Annotated in this window: 16 protein-coding genes; 6 read left to right on the top strand and 10 right to left on the bottom strand. The window is 67.2% G+C overall.

The window, feature by feature from the left end; translation table 11 throughout:
* The first annotated feature begins 91 nt into the window (after positions 1-91).
* Positions 92-2,695, top strand: a complete 2,604-nt coding sequence (gene gyrA / locus LQ771_RS08605; protein WP_231349001.1) for a DNA gyrase subunit A — start codon at positions 92-94, stop codon at positions 2,693-2,695.
* Positions 2,696-2,755: 60 nt separating this feature from the next.
* Here the strand turns inward: gyrA and LQ771_RS08600 are convergent, their stop codons facing one another.
* Together LQ771_RS08600 and LQ771_RS08595 are read right to left on the bottom strand one after the other, a co-directional pair.
* Positions 2,756-3,169 (bottom strand): DoxX family protein, encoded by a 414-nt coding sequence (locus LQ771_RS08600; RefSeq protein WP_231349000.1) that lies wholly within the window; start codon positions 3,167-3,169, stop codon positions 2,756-2,758.
* Between the two features lie 109 nt (positions 3,170-3,278).
* Positions 3,279-3,788, bottom strand: coding sequence for a peroxiredoxin (locus tag LQ771_RS08595; protein WP_231348999.1), 510 nt, complete (start codon positions 3,786-3,788; stop codon positions 3,279-3,281).
* A 132-nt stretch (positions 3,789-3,920) separates the two neighbouring features.
* Between LQ771_RS08595 and LQ771_RS08590 the strand changes: the two genes are divergently transcribed.
* Both LQ771_RS08590 and LQ771_RS08585 read left to right on the top strand, forming a co-directional pair.
* Positions 3,921-4,436 carry an Hsp20/alpha crystallin family protein gene (locus LQ771_RS08590; protein ID WP_231348998.1) on the top strand — a complete coding sequence of 172 codons (516 nt, stop codon included), beginning with the start codon at positions 3,921-3,923 and terminating at the stop codon, positions 4,434-4,436.
* An 88-nt stretch (positions 4,437-4,524) separates the two neighbouring features.
* The gene (locus LQ771_RS08585; protein ID WP_231348997.1) at positions 4,525-5,421 is read left to right on the top strand and encodes a DnaJ C-terminal domain-containing protein; all 897 of its coding nucleotides are present in this window, start codon (positions 4,525-4,527) and stop codon (positions 5,419-5,421) included.
* Between the two features lie 344 nt (positions 5,422-5,765).
* Here LQ771_RS08585 and pilH read toward each other — a convergent pair whose 3' ends face one another.
* The 8 genes from pilH to LQ771_RS08545 all read right to left on the bottom strand — a co-directional run bounded on the left by pilH (position 5,766) and on the right by LQ771_RS08545 (position 21,555).
* Positions 5,766-6,131, bottom strand: a complete 366-nt coding sequence (gene pilH / locus LQ771_RS08580) for a twitching motility response regulator PilH (RefSeq protein WP_209614798.1) — start codon at positions 6,129-6,131, stop codon at positions 5,766-5,768.
* A gap of 67 nt (positions 6,132-6,198) precedes the next feature.
* The gene (locus LQ771_RS08575) at positions 6,199-7,203 is read right to left on the bottom strand and encodes an oxidoreductase (RefSeq protein ID WP_231348996.1); all 1,005 of its coding nucleotides are present in this window, start codon (positions 7,201-7,203) and stop codon (positions 6,199-6,201) included.
* Between the two features lie 20 nt (positions 7,204-7,223).
* The gene (locus LQ771_RS08570) at positions 7,224-7,820 is read right to left on the bottom strand and encodes an LOG family protein (protein ID WP_231348995.1); all 597 of its coding nucleotides are present in this window, start codon (positions 7,818-7,820) and stop codon (positions 7,224-7,226) included.
* A 180-nt stretch (positions 7,821-8,000) separates the two neighbouring features.
* Positions 8,001-9,425: a dihydrolipoyl dehydrogenase gene (gene lpdA, locus LQ771_RS08565; protein WP_231348994.1), complete on the bottom strand. Its 1,425-nt coding sequence runs from the start codon at positions 9,423-9,425 to the stop codon at positions 8,001-8,003.
* A gap of 116 nt (positions 9,426-9,541) precedes the next feature.
* Entirely contained in the window at positions 9,542-10,750 is a 1,209-nt protein-coding gene (gene odhB, locus LQ771_RS08560) for a 2-oxoglutarate dehydrogenase complex dihydrolipoyllysine-residue succinyltransferase (RefSeq protein ID WP_231348993.1), read from the bottom strand.
* Positions 10,751-10,825: 75 nt separating this feature from the next.
* Entirely contained in the window at positions 10,826-13,660 is a 2,835-nt protein-coding gene (locus tag LQ771_RS08555; RefSeq protein ID WP_231348992.1) for a 2-oxoglutarate dehydrogenase E1 component, read from the bottom strand.
* A gap of 478 nt (positions 13,661-14,138) precedes the next feature.
* Positions 14,139-16,187, bottom strand: a complete 2,049-nt coding sequence (locus LQ771_RS08550) for a response regulator (protein ID WP_231348991.1) — start codon at positions 16,185-16,187, stop codon at positions 14,139-14,141.
* A gap of 19 nt (positions 16,188-16,206) precedes the next feature.
* Positions 16,207-21,555 carry a HAMP domain-containing protein gene (locus LQ771_RS08545; protein WP_231348990.1) on the bottom strand — a complete coding sequence of 1,783 codons (5,349 nt, stop codon included), beginning with the start codon at positions 21,553-21,555 and terminating at the stop codon, positions 16,207-16,209.
* Between the two features lie 448 nt (positions 21,556-22,003).
* Here LQ771_RS08545 and LQ771_RS08540 point away from each other — a divergent pair, with 448 nt between their 5' ends.
* The 3 genes from LQ771_RS08540 to LQ771_RS08530 are packed head-to-tail and all read left to right on the top strand — an operon-like array spanning position 22,004 to position 22,860.
* Positions 22,004-22,315 (top strand): hypothetical protein, encoded by a 312-nt coding sequence (locus LQ771_RS08540; protein ID WP_231348989.1) that lies wholly within the window; start codon positions 22,004-22,006, stop codon positions 22,313-22,315.
* 3 nt (positions 22,316-22,318) lie between these two features.
* Positions 22,319-22,597: a DUF5985 family protein gene (locus tag LQ771_RS08535; RefSeq protein WP_231348988.1), complete on the top strand. Its 279-nt coding sequence runs from the start codon at positions 22,319-22,321 to the stop codon at positions 22,595-22,597.
* Positions 22,594-22,860 carry a DUF5985 family protein gene (locus LQ771_RS08530; RefSeq protein ID WP_231348987.1) on the top strand — a complete coding sequence of 89 codons (267 nt, stop codon included), beginning with the start codon at positions 22,594-22,596 and terminating at the stop codon, positions 22,858-22,860. Before LQ771_RS08535 ends, LQ771_RS08530 begins: the two co-directional genes overlap by 4 nt.
* The last annotated feature ends 28 nt before the right edge of the window (positions 22,861-22,888 follow it).

Raw genomic sequence — 22,888 nt, 5'->3', positions numbered from 1 at the left:
ACGATTGCTTGAGGGCCGCGCAAGCGCGCGCATGCAGCGTCCGTTGCGCGGCCTTTTTCTGGTTCCACGGAAGCCACTGGGAAGCCGATTGATGGCAGAACTCGCCAAAGAAGTCATCCGCGTCAACATCGAAGACGAGATGCGCCAGAGCTACCTCGATTACGCGATGAGCGTGATCGTGGGACGCGCCCTTCCGGATGTACGCGACGGCCTCAAGCCCGTGCATCGCCGCGTGCTGTTCGCGATGAACGAACTGGGCAACGCCTGGAACAAGCCCTACAAGAAATCGGCCCGCGTGGTCGGTGACGTGATCGGTAAATACCACCCGCACGGCGACGCGTCGGTGTACGACGCCATCGTGCGCATGGCCCAGCCGTTCTCGCTGCGCTACATGCTGGTCGACGGCCAGGGCAACTTCGGTTCGGTCGACGGCGACAACGCGGCGGCGATGCGATACACCGAGGTGCGCATGTCGCGCCTCACCCACGAACTGCTCGCCGACATCGACAAGGAAACGGTCGACTTCGGGCCGAACTACGACGAGAGCGAGAGCGAGCCGCTGGTGCTGCCCACCCGCGTGCCGAACCTGCTGATCAACGGCTCGGCGGGCATCGCGGTCGGCATGGCCACCAACGTGCCGCCGCACAACCTCAACGAGGTGATCGCCGGCACCATCGCGCTGATCGACGAACCGTCGCTGTCGGTCGACGAGCTGATGCAGTACATCCCCGGTCCGGACTTCCCGACCGCCGGCATCATCAACGGCGCCGCCGGTATCGTCGAGGCCTACCGCACCGGCCGCGGCCGCATCCTGGTGCGCGCGCGTACCGAGATCGAGACCGAGGCCAACGGCCGCGAGACGATCCTGGTCCACGAGCTGCCCTACCAGGTGAACAAGGCGCGGCTGATCGAGAAGATCGCCGAGCTGGTCAAGGAGAAGAAGCTCGAGGGCATCAGCGAGCTGCGCGACGAGTCCGACAAGGACGGCATGCGCGTCGTGATCGAAGTGCGTCGCGACGCGATGGCCGACGTGGTGCTCAACAACCTGTTCCTGCAGACGCAGTTGCAGGTGACCTTCGGCATCAACATGGTCGCGCTGCTGGACGGCCAGCCGCGGTTGCTCAATCTCAAGGAAATCCTCGAGGCGTTCATCCGCCACCGCCGCGAGGTGGTGACCCGCCGCACCATCTTCGAACTGCGCAAGGCGCGCGCCCGCGCCCACATCCTGGAAGGCCTGACCGTCGCGCTGGCCAACATCGAAGAGATGATCGAGCTGATCCGCAGCTCGGCCTCTCCCGCCGAGGCGCGCGAGCGCATGCTGGCGCGCAAGTGGCAGCCAGGCATGGTCGGTACCTTGCTGGCTGCCGCCGGTGCGGAGGCCTCGCGGCCGGAGGACATGGACCCGCGCGATGGCCTCAAGGGCGACGGTTACCAGCTCTCCGAGGTGCAGGCGCAGGAAATCCTGGCCATGCGCCTGCACCGCCTGACCGGCCTGGAGCAGGAAAAGCTGTCCGACGAATACCGGCAGATCCTGGAGACCATCCGCGGCCTGATCGAGATCCTCGAGAACCCCGAGGTGCTGCTGAAGGTGATCCGCGAAGAGCTGGAGGCGATCAAGGCCGAATACGGCGACGCGCGCCGCACCGAGATCCAGCACTCGCAGGAAGACCTGAACGTCCTCGACCTGATCGCGCCGGAGGACATGGTCGTCACGCTGTCGCACACCGGCTACGTCAAGCGGCAGCCGGCCAGCACCTACCGCTCGCAGAAACGCGGCGGCAAGGGGCGTTCGGCCTCGGCGCTCAAGGACGAGGATTTCGTCGAGCAGCTGTGGGTGGTCAACACCCATGACACCCTGCTCACCTTCACCAGTACCGGCCGCGTCTACTGGCTCAAGGTCTACCAGATGCCCGAGGCAGGCCCCGGCGCGCGCGGCAAGCCGATCGTCAACCTGCTGCCGCTGGGCGAAGGCGAGAAGGTGCAGGCGGTGCTGCCGATTCGCGAGTACAGCCCGGATTGCTATGTCTTCTTCGCGACCAGGAGCGGTACGGTCAAGAAGACGCCGCTGACCGAGTTCGCCTTCCAGCTGCAGCGCGGCAAGATCGCGATCAACCTGGACGAGGGCGATGCGCTGGTCAACGTGGCGATCACCAACGGCAACAGCGACATCCTGCTGTTCGCATCCAACGGCAAGGTCAACCGCTTCGACGAGAACACCGTCCGCTCCATGGGACGCACGGCCACCGGCGTGCGTGGCATGCGCCTGGCCGAAGGTGCCGAGGTGGTCTCGCTGATCGTGGCGGCCGAGGGTGACATCCTTACCGCGACCGAGCGTGGCTACGGCAAGCGCACGCCGCTGGAGGAGTTCACCAAGAAGGGCCGCGGCACCCAGGGCGTGATCGGCATCCAGTGTTCCGAGCGCAATGGCGCGCTGGTCGCGGCGGTGCAGGTCACCGAGGACCACGAGCTCATGCTGATCTCCAACCAGGGCACGCTGGTGCGCACCCGCGTCGGGGGAATCTCGCAGCTGGGCCGCAATACCCAGGGCGTCACCCTGATCCGCCTGCCGGCCGACGAGAACCTGGTCAGCGTGGTGCGGCTGGATGCCGAGGAAAACAACGGCGAGGATGCCGAACCGGCGGAGGACGGCGCGCCGGAAGGTCCGGCCCCCGTGGACGGAGCGGAAGAAGCCTGACGATAAAAAAGCCCCGGTCCGCCGGGGCTTTTTTCTTGTTTCGGCGGGCCGGCCCTCCGGCTAGCGCCGGTCGATCGAATACCTTCCCGGTCCGGTCACGCACAGCAACAGCAGGCCACCGATGATCGAGACGTTCTTGTAGAAGTTGATCATGTTGGCCATGCGCTCGGCGCCGTCCATGCTCCAGTAGTGGTGCCCGATCAGCGCCGTACCGAGCGTATACAGGGCAAGCAGCAAGGCAAGCGGTCGCGTGCAGAAGCCGAGCACGATCGCCAGGCCGACGAAGAACTCCATGAGCACGACCACGGCCGCCGCCAGCGTGGGCACCGGCAGGCCCTGGCTGGCCATGTAGCCGACCGTGCCCGAAAAGTCGGTCAGCTTGCTCCAGCCGAACAGCAGGAACAGGACGACCAGGAGGATCCGGGCAAGCAGGATGACCTCGTTGCTGATCTTGTCGAAAAGTACGTACCGCATGGCAGCGCTCCTTTGGCGATCGAGTGGCCTGGACTGGCGGGTGTTGCGTACCTGCGGGCGGATCGTAACTCCTCGGGCCGCTGCACCGGGCGGCGTGAGCGCACCTGTGTCAACCGGTCGTACTGGCTTCCGGCGCCTTGATCGCCTGCAGCATCGCCTCGGCGGTCGACACCCGGAACTCCCCGGGCGCTTCCACGTGCAACTGGCGCACCACCCCGTCTTCGGCATACAGCGCGAAACGGCGTGCACGCAGGCCCATGCCATAGGCGGTGCCGTCGAATTCCAGGCCCAGCGCGCGCGTGAAGCTTCCGTTTCCGTCGGCCAGCAGCTTGAGACCGGGCGGCACCTGCTGCATGGCTGCCCACGCCTGCATCACGTACGCGTCGTTCACCGCCATGCCGACCACGCCGACCCCAAGCTCGCGGAACGCCTGGAAGTGCTGTACGTAACCGGGCAGGTGATGATCCGAGCAGGTCGGCGTGAAGGCGCCGGGCACGGCGAACAGCACCATCCGGCCGTGGCCGAGCAGGCTGGCGGTGGGCATGCGCCGGGCCGGGGCGCCGTCCTCGATCACGGTGACTTCGAGGTCCGGCAATGGCTGGCCGATCTGGATGGTCATGGGTTCGGTCCACGGGGAGGGGCCAGCATCGTAATCCCGGCCGCAGCTGCTGTCGCCTTGAATCGGCGGCGCCCGCACCTACTTTGGAGGCAAGCGGCACCTGCCGTGACCCTTTCCGGAGGAACCAAGCCCATGAGTTCGAACCGCAACCCGATGTGGAACGCAGCCAGCGCGTTTCCCGAGGAGATCCGCCACGCCTTCGACCGCTTCTTCCAGCAGGAGGAGGCCGACCCGTCCAACGTGGTGACCAGCCAGTGGGCGCCACGCGTGGACATCAAGGAAGAGGACCGCCGCTTCGTGATCTTCGTCGACGTCCCCGGTGTGGACCCGGCGAACATCGAGGTGAGCATGGAGAAGGGCATCCTCACCATCAAGGGCGAGCGCAGCGTGCAGAACCAGGAACAGACCGGGCGCTTCACCCGCATCGAGCGGGCGCACGGTACCTTCCACCGCCGCTTCGCGCTGCCGGACAGCGCCGATCCGGAAGGCATCACCGCGGTCGGCCGGCATGGCGTGCTCGAGATCAACATTCCCAAGCGCGCGGAAACCACGCCGCGACGGATCTCGATCTCCACCGATCACGGCAGCAGCAGCGGCGGTTCCGGCACCGGATCCACCAGCGGCGGCAGCACGTCCATCAACCACTGAGCCGATGCTCTAGCGTGTTCCGGGCGGCCCCTCGCGGATTGCATCCGCGGCGGGTCGCCTGCCTGCGCAGTCTTGCCGAGGAAGGCCAGTGGAATTCAAAGACTATTACGACATCCTCGGGGTGAAGCCCGATGCCAGCGAGGCCGAGATCAAATCGGCGTACCGCAAGCTGGCGCGGCAATACCACCCGGACAAGAACAAGGAACCTGGCGCCGAGGAGCGCTTCAAGGCGATCAACGAAGCCAACGAGGCGCTGCGCGATCCGGAAAAGCGTCGCACTTACGACCAGCTGCGCGCCGGCGGCTATCGCGGCGGCGAGCAGTTCCGTCCGCCGCCGGGCTGGGGGCAGGGCGGCGGATTCGACTTTGGCGGAGCCGGCGACGGGGATTTCAGCGATTTCTTCGAGAGCCTGTTCGGACGGGCCGCCGGCGGCGCACGCGGTCAGTCGCGCCCGCGCAAGGGCCGCGACGTGCAGGCGCAGGTACAGATCGACCTGCAGACCGCCTTCGACGGCGGGCGTACGCGCCTGGCCCTGCAGGACGGTAGCGGCGAGCGGGTGCTTGAAGTGAAGATCCCCGCGGGCATCCTGCCAGGCCAGGTGATCCGCCTGGGTGGCCAGGGCCAGCCAGGCGCGGCCGGCGGGCCGAGCGGCGACCTGATGCTGGAAGTGGCAATCCGCGACGATCCGCGGTTCAAGCTGGAAGGCCGCAACGTACTGCACGTGCTGCCGCTGGCGCCGTGGGAAGCGGCCCTGGGCGCTACCGTGCCCGTGCCGACGCTTGCCGGCGCGGTTGACCTGCGCATCCCGGCCGGCTCCCAGTCCGGCCGCAAGCTGCGGCTGAAAGGGCGCGGCATGCCGGGAAACCCGGCCGGAGATCAGCTGGTGGAGCTGTCCATTCGCGCCCCGGCCGCCGAGAGCGATGCCCAGCGCGAGGCCTACGAGGCGCTTGGCAAGCAGTTCATGGGGTACGACCCGCGCGCTTGAGATCTTGTTGCCGGAGGCGCAACGGGGCGGAAGATGGTGGCGAGCCCCGGCCCCTCACCCAACCCTCTCCCCGGAGGGGAAGGGCTTCAAGGCAGGCGGCCTTCCGGAGCGTCCCGACGTGCGCCGGGCCCGCTCCCTCTCCCCTCCAGGGAGAGGGCTCCAAGGCGGGCGGGGCTTTCGGAGCGTTCCGACGTGCGCCGGCCCGCTCCCTCTCCCCTCCGGGGAGAGGGCTGGGGTGAGGGGGGCTCTTGCGGGGAGCCCGCTTGCTGTCCTCGAAGCCAGGCCATGACGCATTGGCGCGATGGCGGCATCCCTGCGCGGAACGCGAAGGGCGAAAGAAAACGTCAGGCCGGCAGCAGCGGCTTGATGGTGGCGACCAGTTCGTCTTCCTTGATCGGCTTGGTCACGTAGGCCTTGGCGCCCTGGCGCATGCCCCACACACGATCGGTTTCCTGGTCCTTGGTGGTGACCAGCACCACCGGGATGTGCGCCGTATCGGGGTCCTTGCTGATGATGCGGGTCGCCTGGAAACCGTTGAGGTTGGGCATGACCACGTCCATCAGGATCAGGTCGGGGCGCTCGCGCTTGGCCGCCTCGACTCCCGCGGCACCATCCTCGGCGGTCAGCGATTCATGACCGAGCTTTTCGACGATGCGCTTGAGGCCCAGCAACTGCGACGGGGAGTCGTCGACGATCAGGATTCGTGCCATGAGGTGGGGGTTCCTAGTAGTTGTCGTGGATTCTATGCCGCGCAGGCAATGCTTCCAAGCGCGGGCTTCACGCACCGCCGACGCGCACGAGGGTGCGTCCAAAGGACCGGCCGGCCAGCATGCGCTCGAATACGGCCGGCAGGTCCTCCAGCGTGACCTCGTCGGTCGCGATGCGGTCGAGGTGGCGGGGCTTCCAGTCATCGGCCAGGTGCCGCCAGATGGCTTCGCGCAGGTCACGCGCGGTACCGGCCGAGGCGATGCCGAGCAGGCTCACGCCGCGGATGATGAAGGGCATGACCGTGCTGTCGAAGGCGATGCCGCCGGCGTTGCCGCAGATCGCCACGTTGCCGTAGGGGGCGACCAGCGGCAGCAGGCCGGCCAGCATCGGGCCACCGACGTTGTCCAGCGCGCCGCCGAAGCGCGCCGAGTCCATCGGCTTGCCGCTGAAGGCAAGCTGGTGGCGGTCGATGCACTGGCTGGCGCCGAGGCCTTGCAGGAAGCCGAAATGGTCGGCCTTGCCGCTGATCGCGTGTACTTCGTAGCCGGCACGGCTGAAGATGTCGATGGCGAGCATGCCCACGCCGCCGCTGGCGCCGGTGACCGCGACCGGGCCGAGGCCCGGGGTCTGCCGGTTGTCCTGCATGCGCAGCAGGGCCAGCGCCGCGGTGAAGCCGGCGGTACCCAGGATCATGCTCTCGCGCAGGGACAGGCCCGCAGGCAGCGGAATGGTCCAGCGCGCGTCCAGCCGGGCGTACTCGGCATAGCCGCCGTCGCGCGTCTCGGAAAGGCCGCTGCCGGTGCACAGCACGGCGTCGCCTTCCTTGAACGCCGGATCGGCCGAGGCCACCACGTGGCCGGCCAGGTCGATGCCGCCGTTGAGCGGATACTGGCGCAGGATCCGGCCCTTGCCGGTACCGGCCAGCGCGTCCTTGTAGTTGACCGACGACCAGGCGACCTTCACCAGCACCTCGCCGGGCGTGAGCGCGTCGACGTCGATGCGTTCGATGCCTGCGCGATGGCCAGCCGCGTCGTTGTGGATGCGCATGGCGCGGAACGCGTTGGACGGGCTCATGCTTGCCTCCTTGCCTGCACTCAGGCGTCGATGCTGCGGTCGTCGACCCACTTTGGCAGGTAACGACCCTCGTAGCTTGCCATCCAGTCGAACAAGGCGGCCATGTCCTGGCCGAACCAGACGTCCTCGCGTTGCTCCGGGCGCACGAAGCGCTCGGCGACCATGTGGCCCATCATCGCGCGCAGGTGCGTGTAGTAGCCGCGTACGTCAAGGAAGGCGCAGGGATAGCGATGCAGGCCGAGTTGTGCCCAGGTCAGCATCTCGAACATCTCGTCCATGGTGCCGAAGCCACCGGGCAGGGCGGCGAAGGCGTCGGAGAGTTCGTACATGCGGGTCTTGCGCTGGTGCATGGTCTCGACCACCACCAGCTCGGTCAGCCCCGGATGGGCGACCTCAAGGTCCAGCAGCTGGCGCGGGATCACGCCGATCGCCCTGCCGCCGGCCTCCAGCACGGCGTCGGCCACGGTGCCCATCAGTCCGACCTTGCCGCCGCCGTAGACCAGCGCGATGCCGCGCCGGGCCATCTCGGTGCCGAAAGCGTGGGCCTGGCTGGCGTAGTCGGGATGGCTGCCGCTGCTGGAGCCGCAATAGACGCAGAGGGCGGTGGGTTGGGGCATGGGCGTCCGGTGTGCTTGGGTGTCCGTAGGAGCCCACTAGTGGGCGATGCTTCTGCTCTCATGCATCAAAGCCAAAGCATCGCCCACAAGTGGGCTCCTGCGGGAGTATCGGGGGGCTGGTGAAACGGAACGGCCCGCCCATGTCGCCACGAGCGGGCCGTTCCGGCCTTCCAAGGGCGCTCAGTTGCCCTTGTGGATGGCGCGCTTGTCGACCGACAACGCAGCCTCGTGCACGGCCTCGGACAAGGTCGGGTGTGCATGGACGATGCGTGCCAGGTCCTCGGAGGAGCCCTTGAACTCCATCGCCACCACGCACTCGGCGATCAGCTCGGAGACGCCCGGGCCGACCATGTGCACGCCGAGGATGCGGTCGGTCTCGGCGTGGGCGAGCATCTTCACCTGGCCGACGCCCTCGTTCATCGCTACGGCACGACCGATGGCTGCGAACGGGAAGGTGCCGACCTTGTAAGGCACGCCTTCGTCCTTGAGCTGCTTCTCGGTCTTGCCGGCCCAGGCGATTTCCGGCTCGGTGTAGATCACCCAGGGGATGGTGTCGAAGTTGACGTGGCCGGCCTTGCCGGCGATCCACTCGGCCACCGCCACGCCTTCCTCGGAACCCTTGTGCGCCAGCATCGGGCCGCGCACGGCATCGCCGATCGCCCACACGCCGTCGACGCCGGTGTGATTGTGCTCGTCGACCACGATGCGACCGCGCTCGTCCAGCTTGACGCCGGTGTCCTCGGCCAGCAGGCCGTCGGTGTAGGCGCGGCGCCCCACGGCGACCAGCAGCTTGTCGACGGTGAGCCGCTGCTCGCCGTCCTTGTCGGTGTAGGTCAGGTGCACGCCATCCTTCTTGACCTCGGCCTTGGAGACCTTGGCGCCGAGCTTGATGGCCAGGCCCTGCTTGGTGAACTCCTTCAGCGCGATCTTGGCGATGTCCGCGTCGGCCGCGCCGAGGAAATCCGGCAGCGCCTCGAGCACGGTGACCTCGGCGCCCATGCGCTTCCACACGCTGCCGAGCTCCAGCCCGATCACGCCGGCGCCGATCACGCCCAGGCGCTTGGGCACTTCGGTGAAGTCCAGCGCACCGGCGTTGTCGACGACCGCCTTGCCGTCGAACCTGGCGAACGGCAGCTCGATCGGCACCGAGCCGGAGGCGAGGATCACGTTGGTGGCGGCGAGCGTCTGCCTGGAGCCGTCCTTGCCCGTGACTTCGACCTGGTTGCCTTTGAGCAGCTTGCCCTTGCCGTAGAACGCGGTGACCTTGTTGGCCTTGAACAGCTGGCCGATGCCGCCGGTGAACTGCTTGACGATCTTGTCCTTGCGGCCGATGAAGGTGCCCAGGTCCACCTTGGCGCCTTCCACGCTGATGCCGTGGGCCGGGAAGTTGTGCGAGATGTTCCAGAACTGGCGCGAGGAGTCGAGCAGCGCCTTGGACGGGATGCAGCCCACGTTGAGGCAGGTGCCGCCCAGCGCCTGCTTGCCGTCCTTGCCGGTGAAGTCGTCGACACAGGCGGTCTTCAGGCCCAGCTGCGCGGCGCGGATCGCGGCCACGTAGCCGGCCGGGCCGGCGCCGATGACGATGACGTCGAATTGTTCGCTCATTTCATTTGCTCACGCGGGAATAGGGAATGGGGAACAGGGAATGGTAAGAGCGGGAGCGGGCGGTGCTTTTGACCATTCCCGATTCTCCATTCCCCATTCCCGGATGCTTCTCGGCCTCACAGGCCGAGAAGCATCCTTTGCGGATTCTCCAGCTGATCCTTGATGTCGACCAGGAACAGCACCGCGTCCTTGCCGTCGATGATGCGGTGGTCGTAGGAGATGGCGATGTACATCATCGGCGCGGCGATGACCTGGCCGTTCTCGACGATCGCGCGTTCCTTGATCGTGTGCATGCCCAGGATCGCGCTCTGCGGCGGGTTGACGATCGGCGTGGAGAGCAGCGAGCCGAAGGTACCGCCATTGGTGATGGTGAAGGTGCCGCCCTGCAGGTCGTCCAGAGCGAGCTTGCCGTCACGCGCCTTCCTGGCGTAGTCGGCGATGCTCTTCTCGATGTCGGCGAAGCCCATGTCCTGCACGTCGCGCAGCACCGGCGTGACCAGGCCCTTGTCGGTGGACACGGCGATCGAAATGTCCTGGTAGCCGTGGTAGATGATGTCGTTGCCGTCGACCGAGGCGTTGACGATCGGGTGGCGCTTGAGCGCCTCGGCGGCCGCCTTGACGAAGAAGCTCATGAAGCCGAGCTTGATGCCGTGGGTCTTCTGGAACTGCTCGCCCAGGACCTTGCGCATCTTCACGACCTCGGCCAGGTTCACCTCGTTGAACGAGGTCAGCATGGCGATCGAGTTCTTCGACTGCATCAGCCGCTCGGCGATCTTGGCGCGCATGCGGGTCATCGGCACGCGCTCTTCCGGACGGGCGCCCGGGGTGGGCTTGGCCGCCGGTGCGGACGGGGCCGGCGCGGCGCCGCCCTTGCCGTAGTTGACCAGGTCTTCCTTGGTCACGCGGCCGTCGCGGCCGGTGCCTGAGACCCGGGACGGGTCGATGTGTTCCTCGGTGGCGACGCGGCGGCCGGCCGGGGAGAGTTCGTCCACGCCCTTGCCGGCCTTCGGCGCTTCGGCCTTGGCCGGAGCGGGGGCAGCGGCCTTCGGCTCTTCCTTCGCCGCGGCCGCGGGGGCCGGCGCGGCGGCGCCTTCCTCCAGGATCGCGATGACCTGCTGGCTGTTCACCGTGTCGCCGGCCTGGTGCCTGATTTCCTTGAGCACGCCGTCGACCGGCGAGGGAACTTCCAGGACCACCTTGTCGGTTTCAAGGTCGACCAGGTTCTCGTCGCGCTTGACCGCATCGCCGACCTTCTTGTGCCAGCTGGCGATGGTGGCGTCGGAGACCGACTCGGGCAGGACGGGGACTTTGACTTCGATGGACATGACGGGTCCTTGAGGGTGAGCGCCGGTCCTGGCGCGGTACATAGCGGCCGTCCTGGCCGCATTGATCCGAAAAGCTTACTCCGCCGACTGGTCGTCGCCGATCGGCGCGACCAGCGCCTGCTCGACGAGCGCCGTCTGTTCGGCGACGTGGGTGTTGAAGTGGCCGGCGGCCGGGGCGGGCGAACGACCGCGGCCGGCGTAGGAGAGGCTGTGCTTCGGGCCGGCGCAGGCCTGCAGGTGATGGCGGATCTGGAACCAGGCGCCCTGGTTCATCGGCTCCTCCTGGCACCACACCACTTCCCTGGCCGACGGGTACCTGGCCAGCTCCTCGACCACGCGCGGGCGCGGGAATGGATAGAGCTGCTCGACGCGCACGATGGCCACGTCCGTCAGCCCGCGCTTCTCCGCGTCCTCCAGCAGGTCGTAGTAGACCTTGCCCGAGCAGAGCACCACGCGCTTGACCTTCTTGGGCGCGAGGTCGCGGTGCTCGCCGATCACCAGCTGGAACTCGCCGCCGGCCAGTTCGTCCAGCGAGGACACCGCCAGCTTGTGGCGCAACAGCGACTTGGGCGTCATCACGATCAGCGGCTTGCGCACCGGGCGCACCATCTGGCGGCGGATCATGTGGAAGGCCTGCGCCGGGGTGGTCGGCACGCAGACCTGCATGTTGTCCATCGCGCACAGCTGCAGGAAGCGCTCAAGGCGCGCGGAGGAGTGCTCCGGACCCTGGCCCTCGTAGCCGTGCGGCAGGAACAGCGCCAGTCCGCACAGACGGTTCCACTTGGCCTCGCCGGAGCTGATGAACTGGTCGATCACCACCTGCGCGCCGTTGGCGAAGTCGCCGAACTGGGCTTCCCAGATGTTCAGTGTCTGCGGATCGGTGGTGGAGTGGCCGTATTCGAAGGCCATCACCGCTTCCTCGGAAAGCAGCGAGTCGATGATCTCGACGTCGGCGCCGGGGCGCACGGTGGCCAGCGGCATGTAGGTGTGGCCGTCCTTCTGGTCGTGCAGCACCGCATGGCGGTGGAAGAAGGTGCCGCGGCCGGAATCCTGGCCGACCAGGCGCAGGTTGTAGTCCTGGTCGATCAGCGTCGCGTAGGCCAGGTTCTCGGCGAAGCCCCAGTCGGCCGGGTGTTCGCCGGCTGCCATCTTGCGGCGGTCGTCGTAGATCTTGGCCACGCGCGGTTGCAGCGTGACGTCGGCCGGGAGTTCGAGCAGCTTGTTGGCCAGCTCCAGCAGCTTCTGCTTCGGCACGCCGGTGTCGACCTGGGTGGCAAGCTTGCCGCCGACGAAGCGGCTCCAGTCCACGTGGATGTCGCGCTGCGGGCTGGAGTCGAGCGCGGTCATCGAGCCGCCGGCTTCGAGGCGGTCGCGGTAGGCGTCGAGCTCCTTCTGCGCATCACCTTCGGCCAGCACGCCTTCCTTGACCAGCTGCTGCGCGTACAGGTCACGCGTGGTCGGGCGCTTCCTGATGATCTGGTACATCACCGGCTGCGTGGCGGAGGGTTCGTCCGCTTCGTTGTGGCCGTGGCGGCGATAGCAGACCAGGTCGATCACGACGTCCTTGCGGAACTGCCTGCGGAAGTCGTAGGCCAGGCGGGTCACCTCGATCACCGCCTCGGGGTCGTCGCCGTTCACGTGCAGCACCGGCGCGTTGACCATCTTGGCCAGGTCGGTGCAGTACAGCGTGGAGCGCGCGTCCTGCGGGTTGGAGGTGGTGAAGCCGACCTGGTTGTTGATCACGATGTGCAGGCTGCCGCCGATCCTGAAGCCGCGCGCCTGCGACATCTGGAACAGCTCCATGTTGACGCCCTGGCCGGCGAAGGCCGCGTCGCCGTGGATCAGTACCGCCATCGACTGGGTGCGTTCGCCGTCGTGGCGGCGGATCTGCCGCGCATGCACGGAACCGGCGACCACCGGGTTGACGATTTCCAGATGCGAGGGATTGAACGCCAGCGCAACGTGCACGCCGTTGCCGTCGGGCGTGCGCACGTCGGCGGAAAAGCCCATGTGGTACTTCACGTCGCCCGAGTGGGCCGGATCGTCCGGATGCTCGAACTTGCCCTCGAACTCGTTGAACAGGGTCTTGGGCGGCTTGCCCAGGATGTTGACCAGCACGTTCAGGCGGCCGCGGTGGGCCATGCCGATGACCATGTCCTTGACGCCGTTGTCGCCGGCCGAGGTGACCACGTCGTCCACCATCGGGATCAGGCTGTCGCCGCCTTCCAGCGAGAAGCGCTTCTGGCCGACGTACTTGGTGTGCAGGTAGCGCTCCAGGCCTTCGGCCGCGGTCAGGCCGGCCAGCACGCGCTTCTTGCCCCTGGCGTCCAGGCCGGCGCTGCCGTTGGCCTGCTCCAGCCGGGTGTAGATCCACGCGCGCTGCGCGTGGTCGGAGATGTACATGAACTCCGCGCCGATCGAGCTGGCGTAGGTCTTCTTCAGGCGCGCCAGCAGTTCGCGCAGCTTCATGCGCTGGCCGCCGCCGGCGTAGGTGCCGCAATCGAACTCGGTGTCGAGGTCGGCCTCGGACAGGCCGTGGAAGGCCAGGCCCAGGTCCGGCGCCTCCATCTTGTTGGCCAGGCCCAGCGGGTCCAGGTCGGCGGCCAGGTGGCCACGCGAGCGGTAGGCGGTGAGCAGGCGCAGCACGCCGGCCTGCTTGCGCGCGTGTGCGTCGTCGACCGGAGCGCCGGCGGTGCGGCGCTGCTTCTGGGCCGCCTCGATGCGGGCGATGACAGCCGAATGCGGGGTGTCGCTGCCGCGACCCTTGAACGATTCGAAGTAACCGGCCCAGTCGGCGGTCACCGACGCCGGGTCGGCCAGCCAGGACTCGTACAGCTGTTCGACGTAATCGGCGTTGCCGCCAGCGAGTTGGGAGGACTCGGAAAACTCGCGAATCAGGTTCGTGCTCACGTCACCACCGGCAGGGAAGGGAGGCTGTGCGGCCGTCCGACTGGGGAAGGGCGAAGGCCGTATGCAATCTTAACGATTATACGCCGGGCCTGCTGCGCCGCGGCAAGCCGGACAAGCCTTTGAGGTCGCGGTGCGGCGGTCGATTTCAAGGCCGCGGCGGTGCGAATCGGCATGACACCGTGCTTGCCGGTGTCCCGCGGCGGCGTGATGGTCGCGGACCATGGTCCAGCCTTTGTTCAGTTGCCTGCCGGGGTCCGGGTGTCCCGGGAGGTGGATCGGGTCGTCTGCAGGTTCGCTCCGGGTCGGTGGCGGGGTCTGGTCCCGAGCGCGGGAGGGCGCCTGGACGCGGCCCGGCCCGCGTCCGTTCCACCCGGCTTGCGGGTGCGCGCGTCGGCGACCATCCGCCATTGGGGACCTTCTGCCGCCGGGTATGGGGAGGGGCAGGATGGCAGCGCGTTGGCGTATCGCCGGTGGCGAGCTACGTGCCGGCGTGCGCGGCCGCGGCGATGGCGTCCTGCAACTGGTTCGCGGTGAACGGCTTGGACACCACGATCACCCCTTCGGGCGCGCCGGAAATGGCCGCCTTGTCGGCGTAACCGCTGATGATGATGCCCGGCAACCCCGGCTTGACCGCGCGCAGCTTGCGGATCACCTCCGAGCCCGAAACCAGCGGCATGGCGTAGTCGCTGATGATGAAGTCGATCGCCTGCAGGTGCTCGGTCTGCATGAGCTGGCTCACGTGTTCGCCATCGGATGCCGTGGTGACCCGATGCCCCAGGTCCTCCAGCATGGCTGCGGTCGTGGCGCGCACGCCCTCGTGGTCGTCGACGAGCAGGATATTGCGGGTGCGGTTGCTGCGGGTGGCGCCGTTGGTCGCGATGGCGACCGGGCTGCGTGCCGCCTCGCTTGCGCGTGGCAGCCACAGCTCGACCGTGGTGCCCTGGTCCAGGTGGCTCTCGATGCGCATGGTGCCGCCCGACTGCTGGGCGAAGCCGTAGACCATGGACAGGCCCAGCCCCGTGCCCTTGCCGACCGCCTTGGTGGTGAAGAACGGCTCGGTGACGCGCTCGAGCATGTCCGGCGCGATGCCGCAGCCGGTGTCGGAGATGGCCAGTACCACGTAATCGCCCGCTGCGGCCTCGTCGCCGCCGCCGATGCTGGCGTTGCGGCAGGCGATGTGGATCTTGCCGCCATCGGGCATCGCGTCGCGCGCATTGATCGCCAGGTTCATCAGCGCCAGCTCGAGCTGGGTCTCGTCGGCATAGGGCGACCACAGACCGTCCTGCAGCTCCCACTCCAGCGCGACCAGCCCGCCCAGCGTGTGGCCCAGCAACTGGGTGACGTTCGCGGACAGGTTCGCCATGTCGATGTGCGCGGGCTCGAGCTTCTGCTTGCGCGCAAAGGCGAGCAGGCGGGAGACCAGTTCGGCCCCCTGCTGGGCGGCGTGGCGGGTCATCTCCAGCACCTTGCGCTGGTCATCGGCCAGCGTCACGCGCCGTTCGATCAGGCCCAGGCCGCCGAGCACGGCCGCGAGCAGGTTGTTGAAGTCGTGCGCGATGCCACCGGTCAACTGGCCCAGCGCGTCCATCTTGCGCACGTGCAGCAACTGCGTCTCGAGGTTCTTGCGGTCGGTGACGTCGAGCAGGGTGCCGGCGTACTCCAGTGGCCGGCCGTCGGCGTCGCGCAGCAGCACCGCCTGGTCGAGGAAGTGCTTGTAGGTGCCGTCGGCGCACTGCCAGCGATACTCCACCGCATAGGCGCGGCCCTGGCGGCGTGCGCGCAGGGCGCCCGCGACGCGGTCACGGTCCTCCGGGTGCAGCCGATCCAGCCACAGCGTGGGGGTGGCGACGACATCGTCGTAGCTGAAGCCCGTGACGGCGGTGAAGTTGCCACTGACGAACTTGGGCATGCGCGGCGTCGCGTCCTGGTCCTCCAGGTAGAGCACCAGCGGCAGCGACTGGATGATCGCCGCCTGGCGCTGTTCGGCCAGGCGCAGCTCCTGCTCGGCGCGCAGGCGCTCGGCGTTCGCGCGCAGGTTGGCGTCCAGCAGTTCCTGCTCCTGCTTCGCCTTGCGCCGCACCTCGCGGGTCATCAGGTACAGGTCGACGAACACCGCCGCCTTGGAGCGCAGCACCACCGGCTCGACCGGCTTGAACACGTAGTCGACCGCGCCCATCGAATAGCCGCGGATCAGGTGTTCGGTTTCCTTGTTGACCGCCGAGAGGAAGATGATCGGAATGCGCTTGGTCTGCTCGCGCGCACGGATGATCTGCGCGGTCTCGTAACCGTCCATGCCGGGCATGTAGACGTCCAGCAGGATCACCGCGAACTCGCCCTTGAGGAGCTGCCTCAGCGCATCCTCGCCGGAGCGGGCGAGCACCACGTCGGCGATGTCCTCCAGCACGGTGCGGATGGCCAGCAGGTTGCGTTCGTCGTCATCGACGATGAGGATGCGCGCCCGCTCGGGAAGTTCGGGAGTGCCGCGGCGCAGGGCGGACAGGGATTGGCGCGAGACGGGTGCGTTCATGGGATTCCCTGGCTCTGCACTACAGCTCGACGGGCGACCGCTCGCGCGAGCGGGCCAGCCAGACGCGCAGCAGCGCCAGCAACAGTTCGATGTCGACCGGCTTGGCGATGTAGTCCGAGGCGCCGGCGTCGAGGCATTTCTGGCGGTCGCCCTTCATCGCCTTGGCGGTGACCGCGATCAGCGGGACTTCGGCCAGTGCCGGCATCGCGCGGACCTGTTGCATCGTCTCGTAGCCGTCCATCTCCGGCATCATGATGTCGATCAGCGCGATGTCGATGCCTGGCGTCTGTTCCAGGATCGCGATGCCTTCCCGGCCACCCTCGGCATGCAATACCTCCACGCCGTGGCTTTCCAGCACGCTGGTCAGCGAATAGATGTTGCGGATGTCGTCGTCGACGATGAGGATGCGCGCACCGCCCAGTTCGGGCGCCGGGCGCATGCCGTTGGGCGTGTCGGGCGCCGGCTGCGGCGGAGGCGCCTGGCGGATGTGGCCGGCCAGGCGGTCGAACAGCTCGGCCAGTTGCTCCGGAGCGGCAGGCTTTTCCGTCACCCCGAACGCTCCTAGGCTGAGCGCCGCGCCGCGCTTGTCGGCGCCGGAAATCACCTGGATCGGCATGTGCGTGGTCTGCGGGTCGTGCTTGAGCAGGTCCAGCAGCACGAAGCCGTCGATATCCGACAGGCCCAGGTCCAGCGTGATCGCATGCGGCTGGAGCTTGCGCGCCAGCGCCAGGGTGCCGGCGCCCGCGGTGGACACCACGCCCTTGAGGCCGGCCTCGCGGGCGATGTCGAGCAGGATCGAGGCGAACGTCGGGTCGTCCTCGACGATGAGCACGAACGGCGAATCGCCCAGCACGTCGCGGTCGTCGGTGACTTCCATCGGCGCGGGCAGGGCGCCCGGCACCATCGCGCCGCTGTTGTCGTAGCGCGCGCTGCTGCCGCCCACCGGGAGCGCGGCCGGGCTGACCGCCTCGAGCGGGACGAACAGCGTGAAAGTCGAGCCGACGCCCGGCGTCGAACGCACCTGCAGCTCGCCACCGATCAGGCGCGCGATCTCGCGGCTGATCGAGAGACCCAGGCCGGTGCCGCCGTACTTGCGGCTGGTGGTGCCGTCAGCCTGCTGGAACGCCTCGAAAATGAGCTTCTGCTTCTCCTTCGGAATGCCGATGCCGGTATCGGTGACGGCGATCTCGATCGCGCGCTCGGCATAGCGCAGCACCGGGTGGTTGCTGCTCCAGCCGCCGGACACCGGACGCACCGCCAGCGTGACGCTGCCTTCGCCGGTGAACTTGAAGGCGTTGGAAAGCAGGTTGAGCACCACCTGCTGCAGGCGCTTCTCGTCGGTGCGGATGGATGCGGGCAGGCCCGGGTCGAACTCCACCTTGAACTCGAGGTTCTTGTCGCTGGCCAGCTGCCGGAACGTGCGCTCCATGTGCTGCTTGAGCCCGCTCATCGGCATGTCGCCGATCTCGATCGAGACCGTGCCCGATTCGATCTTGGAGAGGTCCAGGATGTCGTTGATCAGGCTGAGCAGGTCCGAGCCGGCCGAATGGATGGTGCGGGCGAACTCGGTCTGCTTCTCGCTCAGGTTGCCCTGCGGGTTGTCCGCCAGCAGGCGCGAGAGGATCAGCAGCGAATTGAGCGGCGTGCGCAGCTCGTGGCTCATGTTGGCCAGGAACTCCGACTTGTACTTGGAGGTGAGTGCCAGCTGCTCGGCCTTCTCCTCCACCGCGCGGCGGGCCATGTCGATCTCGAAGTTCTTGGCCTCCACCTGCTTCTTTTCGTTTTCCAGCAGCTGGGCCTTCTCCTGCAGCTCCTCGTTGGTGGCGTGCAGCTCTTCCTGCTTGGTAGTCAGCTCGGTCTGGCGTGCCTGCAGTTCCTGGGTGAGCAGCTGCGACTGCTTGAGCAGGCCCTCGGTACGCATCGTCGCGGCGATCGTGTTGAGCACGATGCCGACCGATTCCATCAGCTGGTCGAGGAAGTTCTGGTGGGTTTCGTTGAAGCGGTTGAACGAGGCCAGCTCGATCACCGCCTTGACGTCGTCCTCGAACAACGCCGGCAGGATCGCCACGTTGGCCGGCGGCGCGTGGCCCAGGCCCGATCCGATGCGGATGAAATTCTCCGGGATGTCGGTCAGCAGCATGGCCCGCTTGTCGGCCGCGCACTGGCCGACCAGGCCTTCGCGCAGCTTGAAGGTGGGCTTGAGCTGGTCGCGGCTCTCGGCGCCGTAGCTCGCCACCAGGTCCAGCACCGTTTCGTTCTCCTCGCGCCGGGCGACGTAGAACACGCCGTACTGCGCGTTCACCAGCGGCGCGAGCTCGGACATGATCAGGTTCGACACCGTCGCCAGGTCGCGCACGCCCTGCAGCATGCGCGAGAAGCGGGCGAGGTTGGTCTTCAGCCAGTCCTGTTCCGCGTTCTTCAAGGTCTGGTCCTTGAGGTTGCGGATCATCTCGTTGATGTTGTCCTTCAGCGCGGCCATCTCGCCGGAGGCGGCCACCGCGATCGAGCGCGAGAGGTCGCCCTTGGTCACCGCGGTTGCCACGTCGGCGATCGAGCGCACCTGGTTGGTCAGGTTCGCCGCGAGCTGGTTCACGTTGTCGGTGAGGTCGCGCCACAGGCCGGCGGCGCCGGGCACGCGCGCCTGGCCGCCGAGCTTGCCCTCGATGCCCACCTCGCGCGCCATGTTGGTCACCTGGTCGGCGAAGGTGGCGAGCGTCTCGATCATGCCGTTGATGGTGTCGGCCAGCGCCGCGATCTCGCCCTTGGCATCCACCGACAGCTTGCGCTTGAGGTTGCCCTGCGCCACCGCGGTCACCACGTCGGCGATGCCGCGCACCTGGTTGGTCAGGTTGGTCGCCATCAGGTTGACGTTGTCGGTGAGGTCCTTCCAGGTACCGCCCACGCCCGGCACCTGCGCCTGGCCGCCGAGCTTGCCTTCGGTACCGACCTCGCGCGCCACGCGGGTCACCTCCGAGGCGAAGGAGTTGAGCTGGTCCACCATCACGTTGATGGTGTCCTTGAGCGCCAGGATCTCGCCCTTGACGTCCACGGTGATCTTCTTGGACAGGTCGCCGCGCGCCACGGCGGTGGTCACGTCGGCGATGTTTCGCACCTGGCCGGTGAGGTTCTCGGCCATCAGGTTCACGTTGTCGGTGAGGTCCTTCCAGGTGCCGGCGACGCCGCGCACCTGCGCCTGGCCGCCGAGCTTGCCCTCGGTACCCACTTCGCGCGCCACGCGGGTCACTTCCGAGGCGAAGGAGTTCAACTGGTCCACCATCGTGTTGATGGTGTTCTTGAGCTCCAGGATCTCGCCCTTGACGTCCACGGTGATCTTCTTGGACAGGTCGCCCAGCGCCACCGCGGTGGTCACCTCGGCGATGTTTCGCACCTGGCCGGTGAGGTTGGCCGCCATCGCGTTCACGTTGTCGGTGAGGTCCTTCCAGGTGCCGCCCACGCCGGGCACCTGCGCCTGGCCGCCGAGCTTGCCCTCGGTACCCACTTCGCGCGCCACGCGGGTCACTTCCGAGGCGAACGAGTTGAGCTGGTCCACCATCACGTTGATGGTGTTCTTCAGCTCCAGGATCTCGCCCTTGACCTCCACCGTGATCTTCTTGGAAAGGTCGCCGCGCGCCACCGCGGTGGTCACCTCGGCGATGTTTCGCACCTGGCCGGTGAGGTTGCCGGCCATCAGGTTCACGTTGTCGGTGAGGTCTTTCCAGGTGCCGGCGACGCCCGGCACCTGCGCCTGGCCGCCCAGCTTGCCTTCCGAGCCCACCTCGCGGGCCACGCGGGTCACTTCCGAGGCGAACGAGTTGAGCTGGTCCACCATCACGTTGATGGTGTCCTTGAGGGTGAGGATTTCGCCCTTGACGTCCACGGTGATCTTCTTGGAAAGATCGCCGCGCGCCACCGCCACCGTCACCTCGGCGATGTTTCGCACCTGGCCGGTGAGGTTGTCGGCCATCAGGTTCACGTTGTCGGTGAGGTCGGCCCAGGTGCCGGCCACACCGGGCACGGTGGCCTGGCCGCCGAGCTTGCCTTCGGTACCGACCTCGCGCGCCACGCGGGTCACTTCCGAGGCGAAGGAGTTCAACTGGTCCACCATCACGTTGATGGTGTTCTTGAGCTCCAGGATCTCGCCCTTGACCTCCACCGTGATCTTCTTGGAAAGGTCGCCGCGCGCCACCGCGGTGGTCACCTCGGCGATGTTTCGCACCTGGCCGGTGAGGTTGTCGGCCATCAGGTTCACGTTGTCGGTCAGGTCCTTCCAGGTACCGGCGACACCCGGCACCTGGGCCTGGCCACCGAGCTTGCCCTCGGTACCCACTTCGCGCGCCACGCGGGTCACTTCCGAGGCGAACGAGTTCAACTGGTCCACCATCACGTTGATGGTGTTCTTGAGTTCGAGGATCTCGCCCTTGACCTCCACGGTGATCTTCTTGGAGAGGTCGCCGGAGGCGACCGCGGTGGTCACCTCGGCGATGTTGCGCACCTGGCCGGTGAGGTTGTCGGCCATCAGGTTCACGTTGTCGGTGAGGTCCTTCCAGGTGCCGGCGACGCCCGGCACCTGCGCCTGGCCGCCGAGCTTGCCCTCGGTCCCCACTTCGCGCGCCACGCGGGTCACTTCCGAGGCGAAGGAGTTGAGCTGGTCCACCATCACGTTGATGGTGTTCTTGAGCTCCAGGATCTCGCCCTTGACCTCCACGGTGATCTTCTTGGAGAGGTCGCCGGAGGCGACCGCGGTGGTCACCTCGGCGATGTTTCGCACCTGGCCGGTGAGGTTGGTGGCCATCGCGTTGACGTTGTCGGTCAGGTCCTTCCAGGTGCCGGCCACGCCTTTCACGGTCGCCTGGCCACCGAGCTTGCCTTCGGTACCCACTTCGCGGGCCACGCGAGTCACCTCGGAGGCGAACGAGGCGAGCTGCGCCACCATCGTGTTCACCACCTTGCCGATGCGCAGGAACTCGCCGCGCAGCGGGCGACCGTCGATCTCCACCGTCATCGTCTGGGAGAGGTCGCCCTTGGCCACCGCGCCGATCACGCGCGCCACCTCGGCGGTGGGCTGGACCATGTCCTCGATCAGGTCGTTGACCGAGCGGATCGCGCTTTCCCAGCCGCCGGTGGCGGCCTTCACGCGACCGCGCTGGTTGATCCGGCCCTCCTTGCCCACGACCATCGACAGGCGTTCCAGTTCGTCGGTGAGCTGCCGGTTGAAGCCCACCACCTCATTGAACAGGCGTGCCACTTCGACATCCGCGCCGGGGCCGCTCTCGGGCAGGCGCACGCTGAAGTCGCCGCTACGCAGGCTGCGCAAAGCGGCGATGAGCTGGGTACGATCCAGCGTTTCCTGGCAAATTTCGGCGCTCACATGAATCTCCTGTGGTGACAGCACGTCCTGTCCAGGGTCGAATCATGGATACGGCTGCACCCGACAATCGAGGGCGAACCGAGGAGGGTGCACTGCCCACGCTGAACCCATGCTTCAACCGATCAACGCGGTGGGCAGACGCCAGCCCGGCACAAGGGCCGACCGCGCGGCCGTGGCCACGCCATCCAGTGTCCAACGTTCCCCAGGCATTGCCCCGAATGCCTTTCCGCCTTCCATCCGCGCGACCATAGCATGGCGCCGGGTTGGCTTCGCGCAAAAGAGCCCATAGAATGCGGGCGGCTATTCGCAGGTCGCTCCACATTCGGATCGGCTTTGGGGGGTTACAGGGGGCCCACGTGATCCGCCAGACAAGGGGGCGAACTTCGGAATGCCATTGGAGAAGGATGTAGCCGGTTTCCTGCGGTCGACATTCCGGTCCATCTGGTCGATGGAACTGCTGTTCCTGCTGCTGCGCGATCCCGCGCGCCGCTGGTCGTCACAGGAACTGGTCGATGCGCTGCGGGCAAGCGAGCTGGTCGTCAGCCAGGCCGTGGAGTCCCTCCACGCGGCTGGGCTGATCGTGCGCGAGAGCGACGATCTGGTGCGCTACGGCCCGGCGTCCGGAGACCTCCACGAACTGGTCGAAGCCTCCCGCTCCCTGTACCTGCGTTCGCCCGACGCAGTGCTTCGCCTGATCATGCGGTCCCGGTCCGACAACCTCGTCGCGTTCGCCGACGCCTTCCGTTTCCGTAAGGATTAGCGCGTGTCCCAATATTTCGCACCGGCGGTGTACCTGTTGTGCTTCCTGGCTAGCACGGTCTGTGCGCTGATGCTCGGGCGCAGTTTCCACCGGACCCGCGCGGGCCTGCTTTTCTGGAGCGCGCTGTGTTTCCTGCTGCTGGCGCTGCAGAACCTGCTGCTGGTGCTGGACCTGATCGTCTTTCCCGGCTCGGTCGACCTGGCCGTCCCGCGTGGCCTGCTGTCGCTGGCGGCGGTCGCGACGTTGCTGTTCGGCTTCATCTGGAACGGAGAAGGGGAATGACGCTTCTGATCTACTTCCTCTCCGGTGCCGTCACGTTCGGCTTCTTCATCGGCGGCCTGTTCTTCCTGCGGTTCTGGCGGCGTACCGGCGACAAGCTGTTCCTGGCGTTCTCGCTGGCGTTCGGCCTGCTGGGCACGGCCCAGATCGTCATCGCGATGACCAACGTCTATTTCGAGGATCGCAGCGCGGCCTATCTGATACGCCTGGCGGCGTTCGCCATCATCATCGTGGCGATCGGCCGCAAGAACCGGAAGGTCCTGTAGATCGGGCTTCAGCCCATCGTGACTTCTC

The organism is Frateuria soli, assembly GCF_021117385.1.
GTDB classification, from domain to species: Bacteria; Pseudomonadota; Gammaproteobacteria; order Xanthomonadales; family Rhodanobacteraceae; genus Frateuria_A; species Frateuria_A soli.
This window is presented reverse-complemented; position numbering and strand designations above follow the sequence as displayed.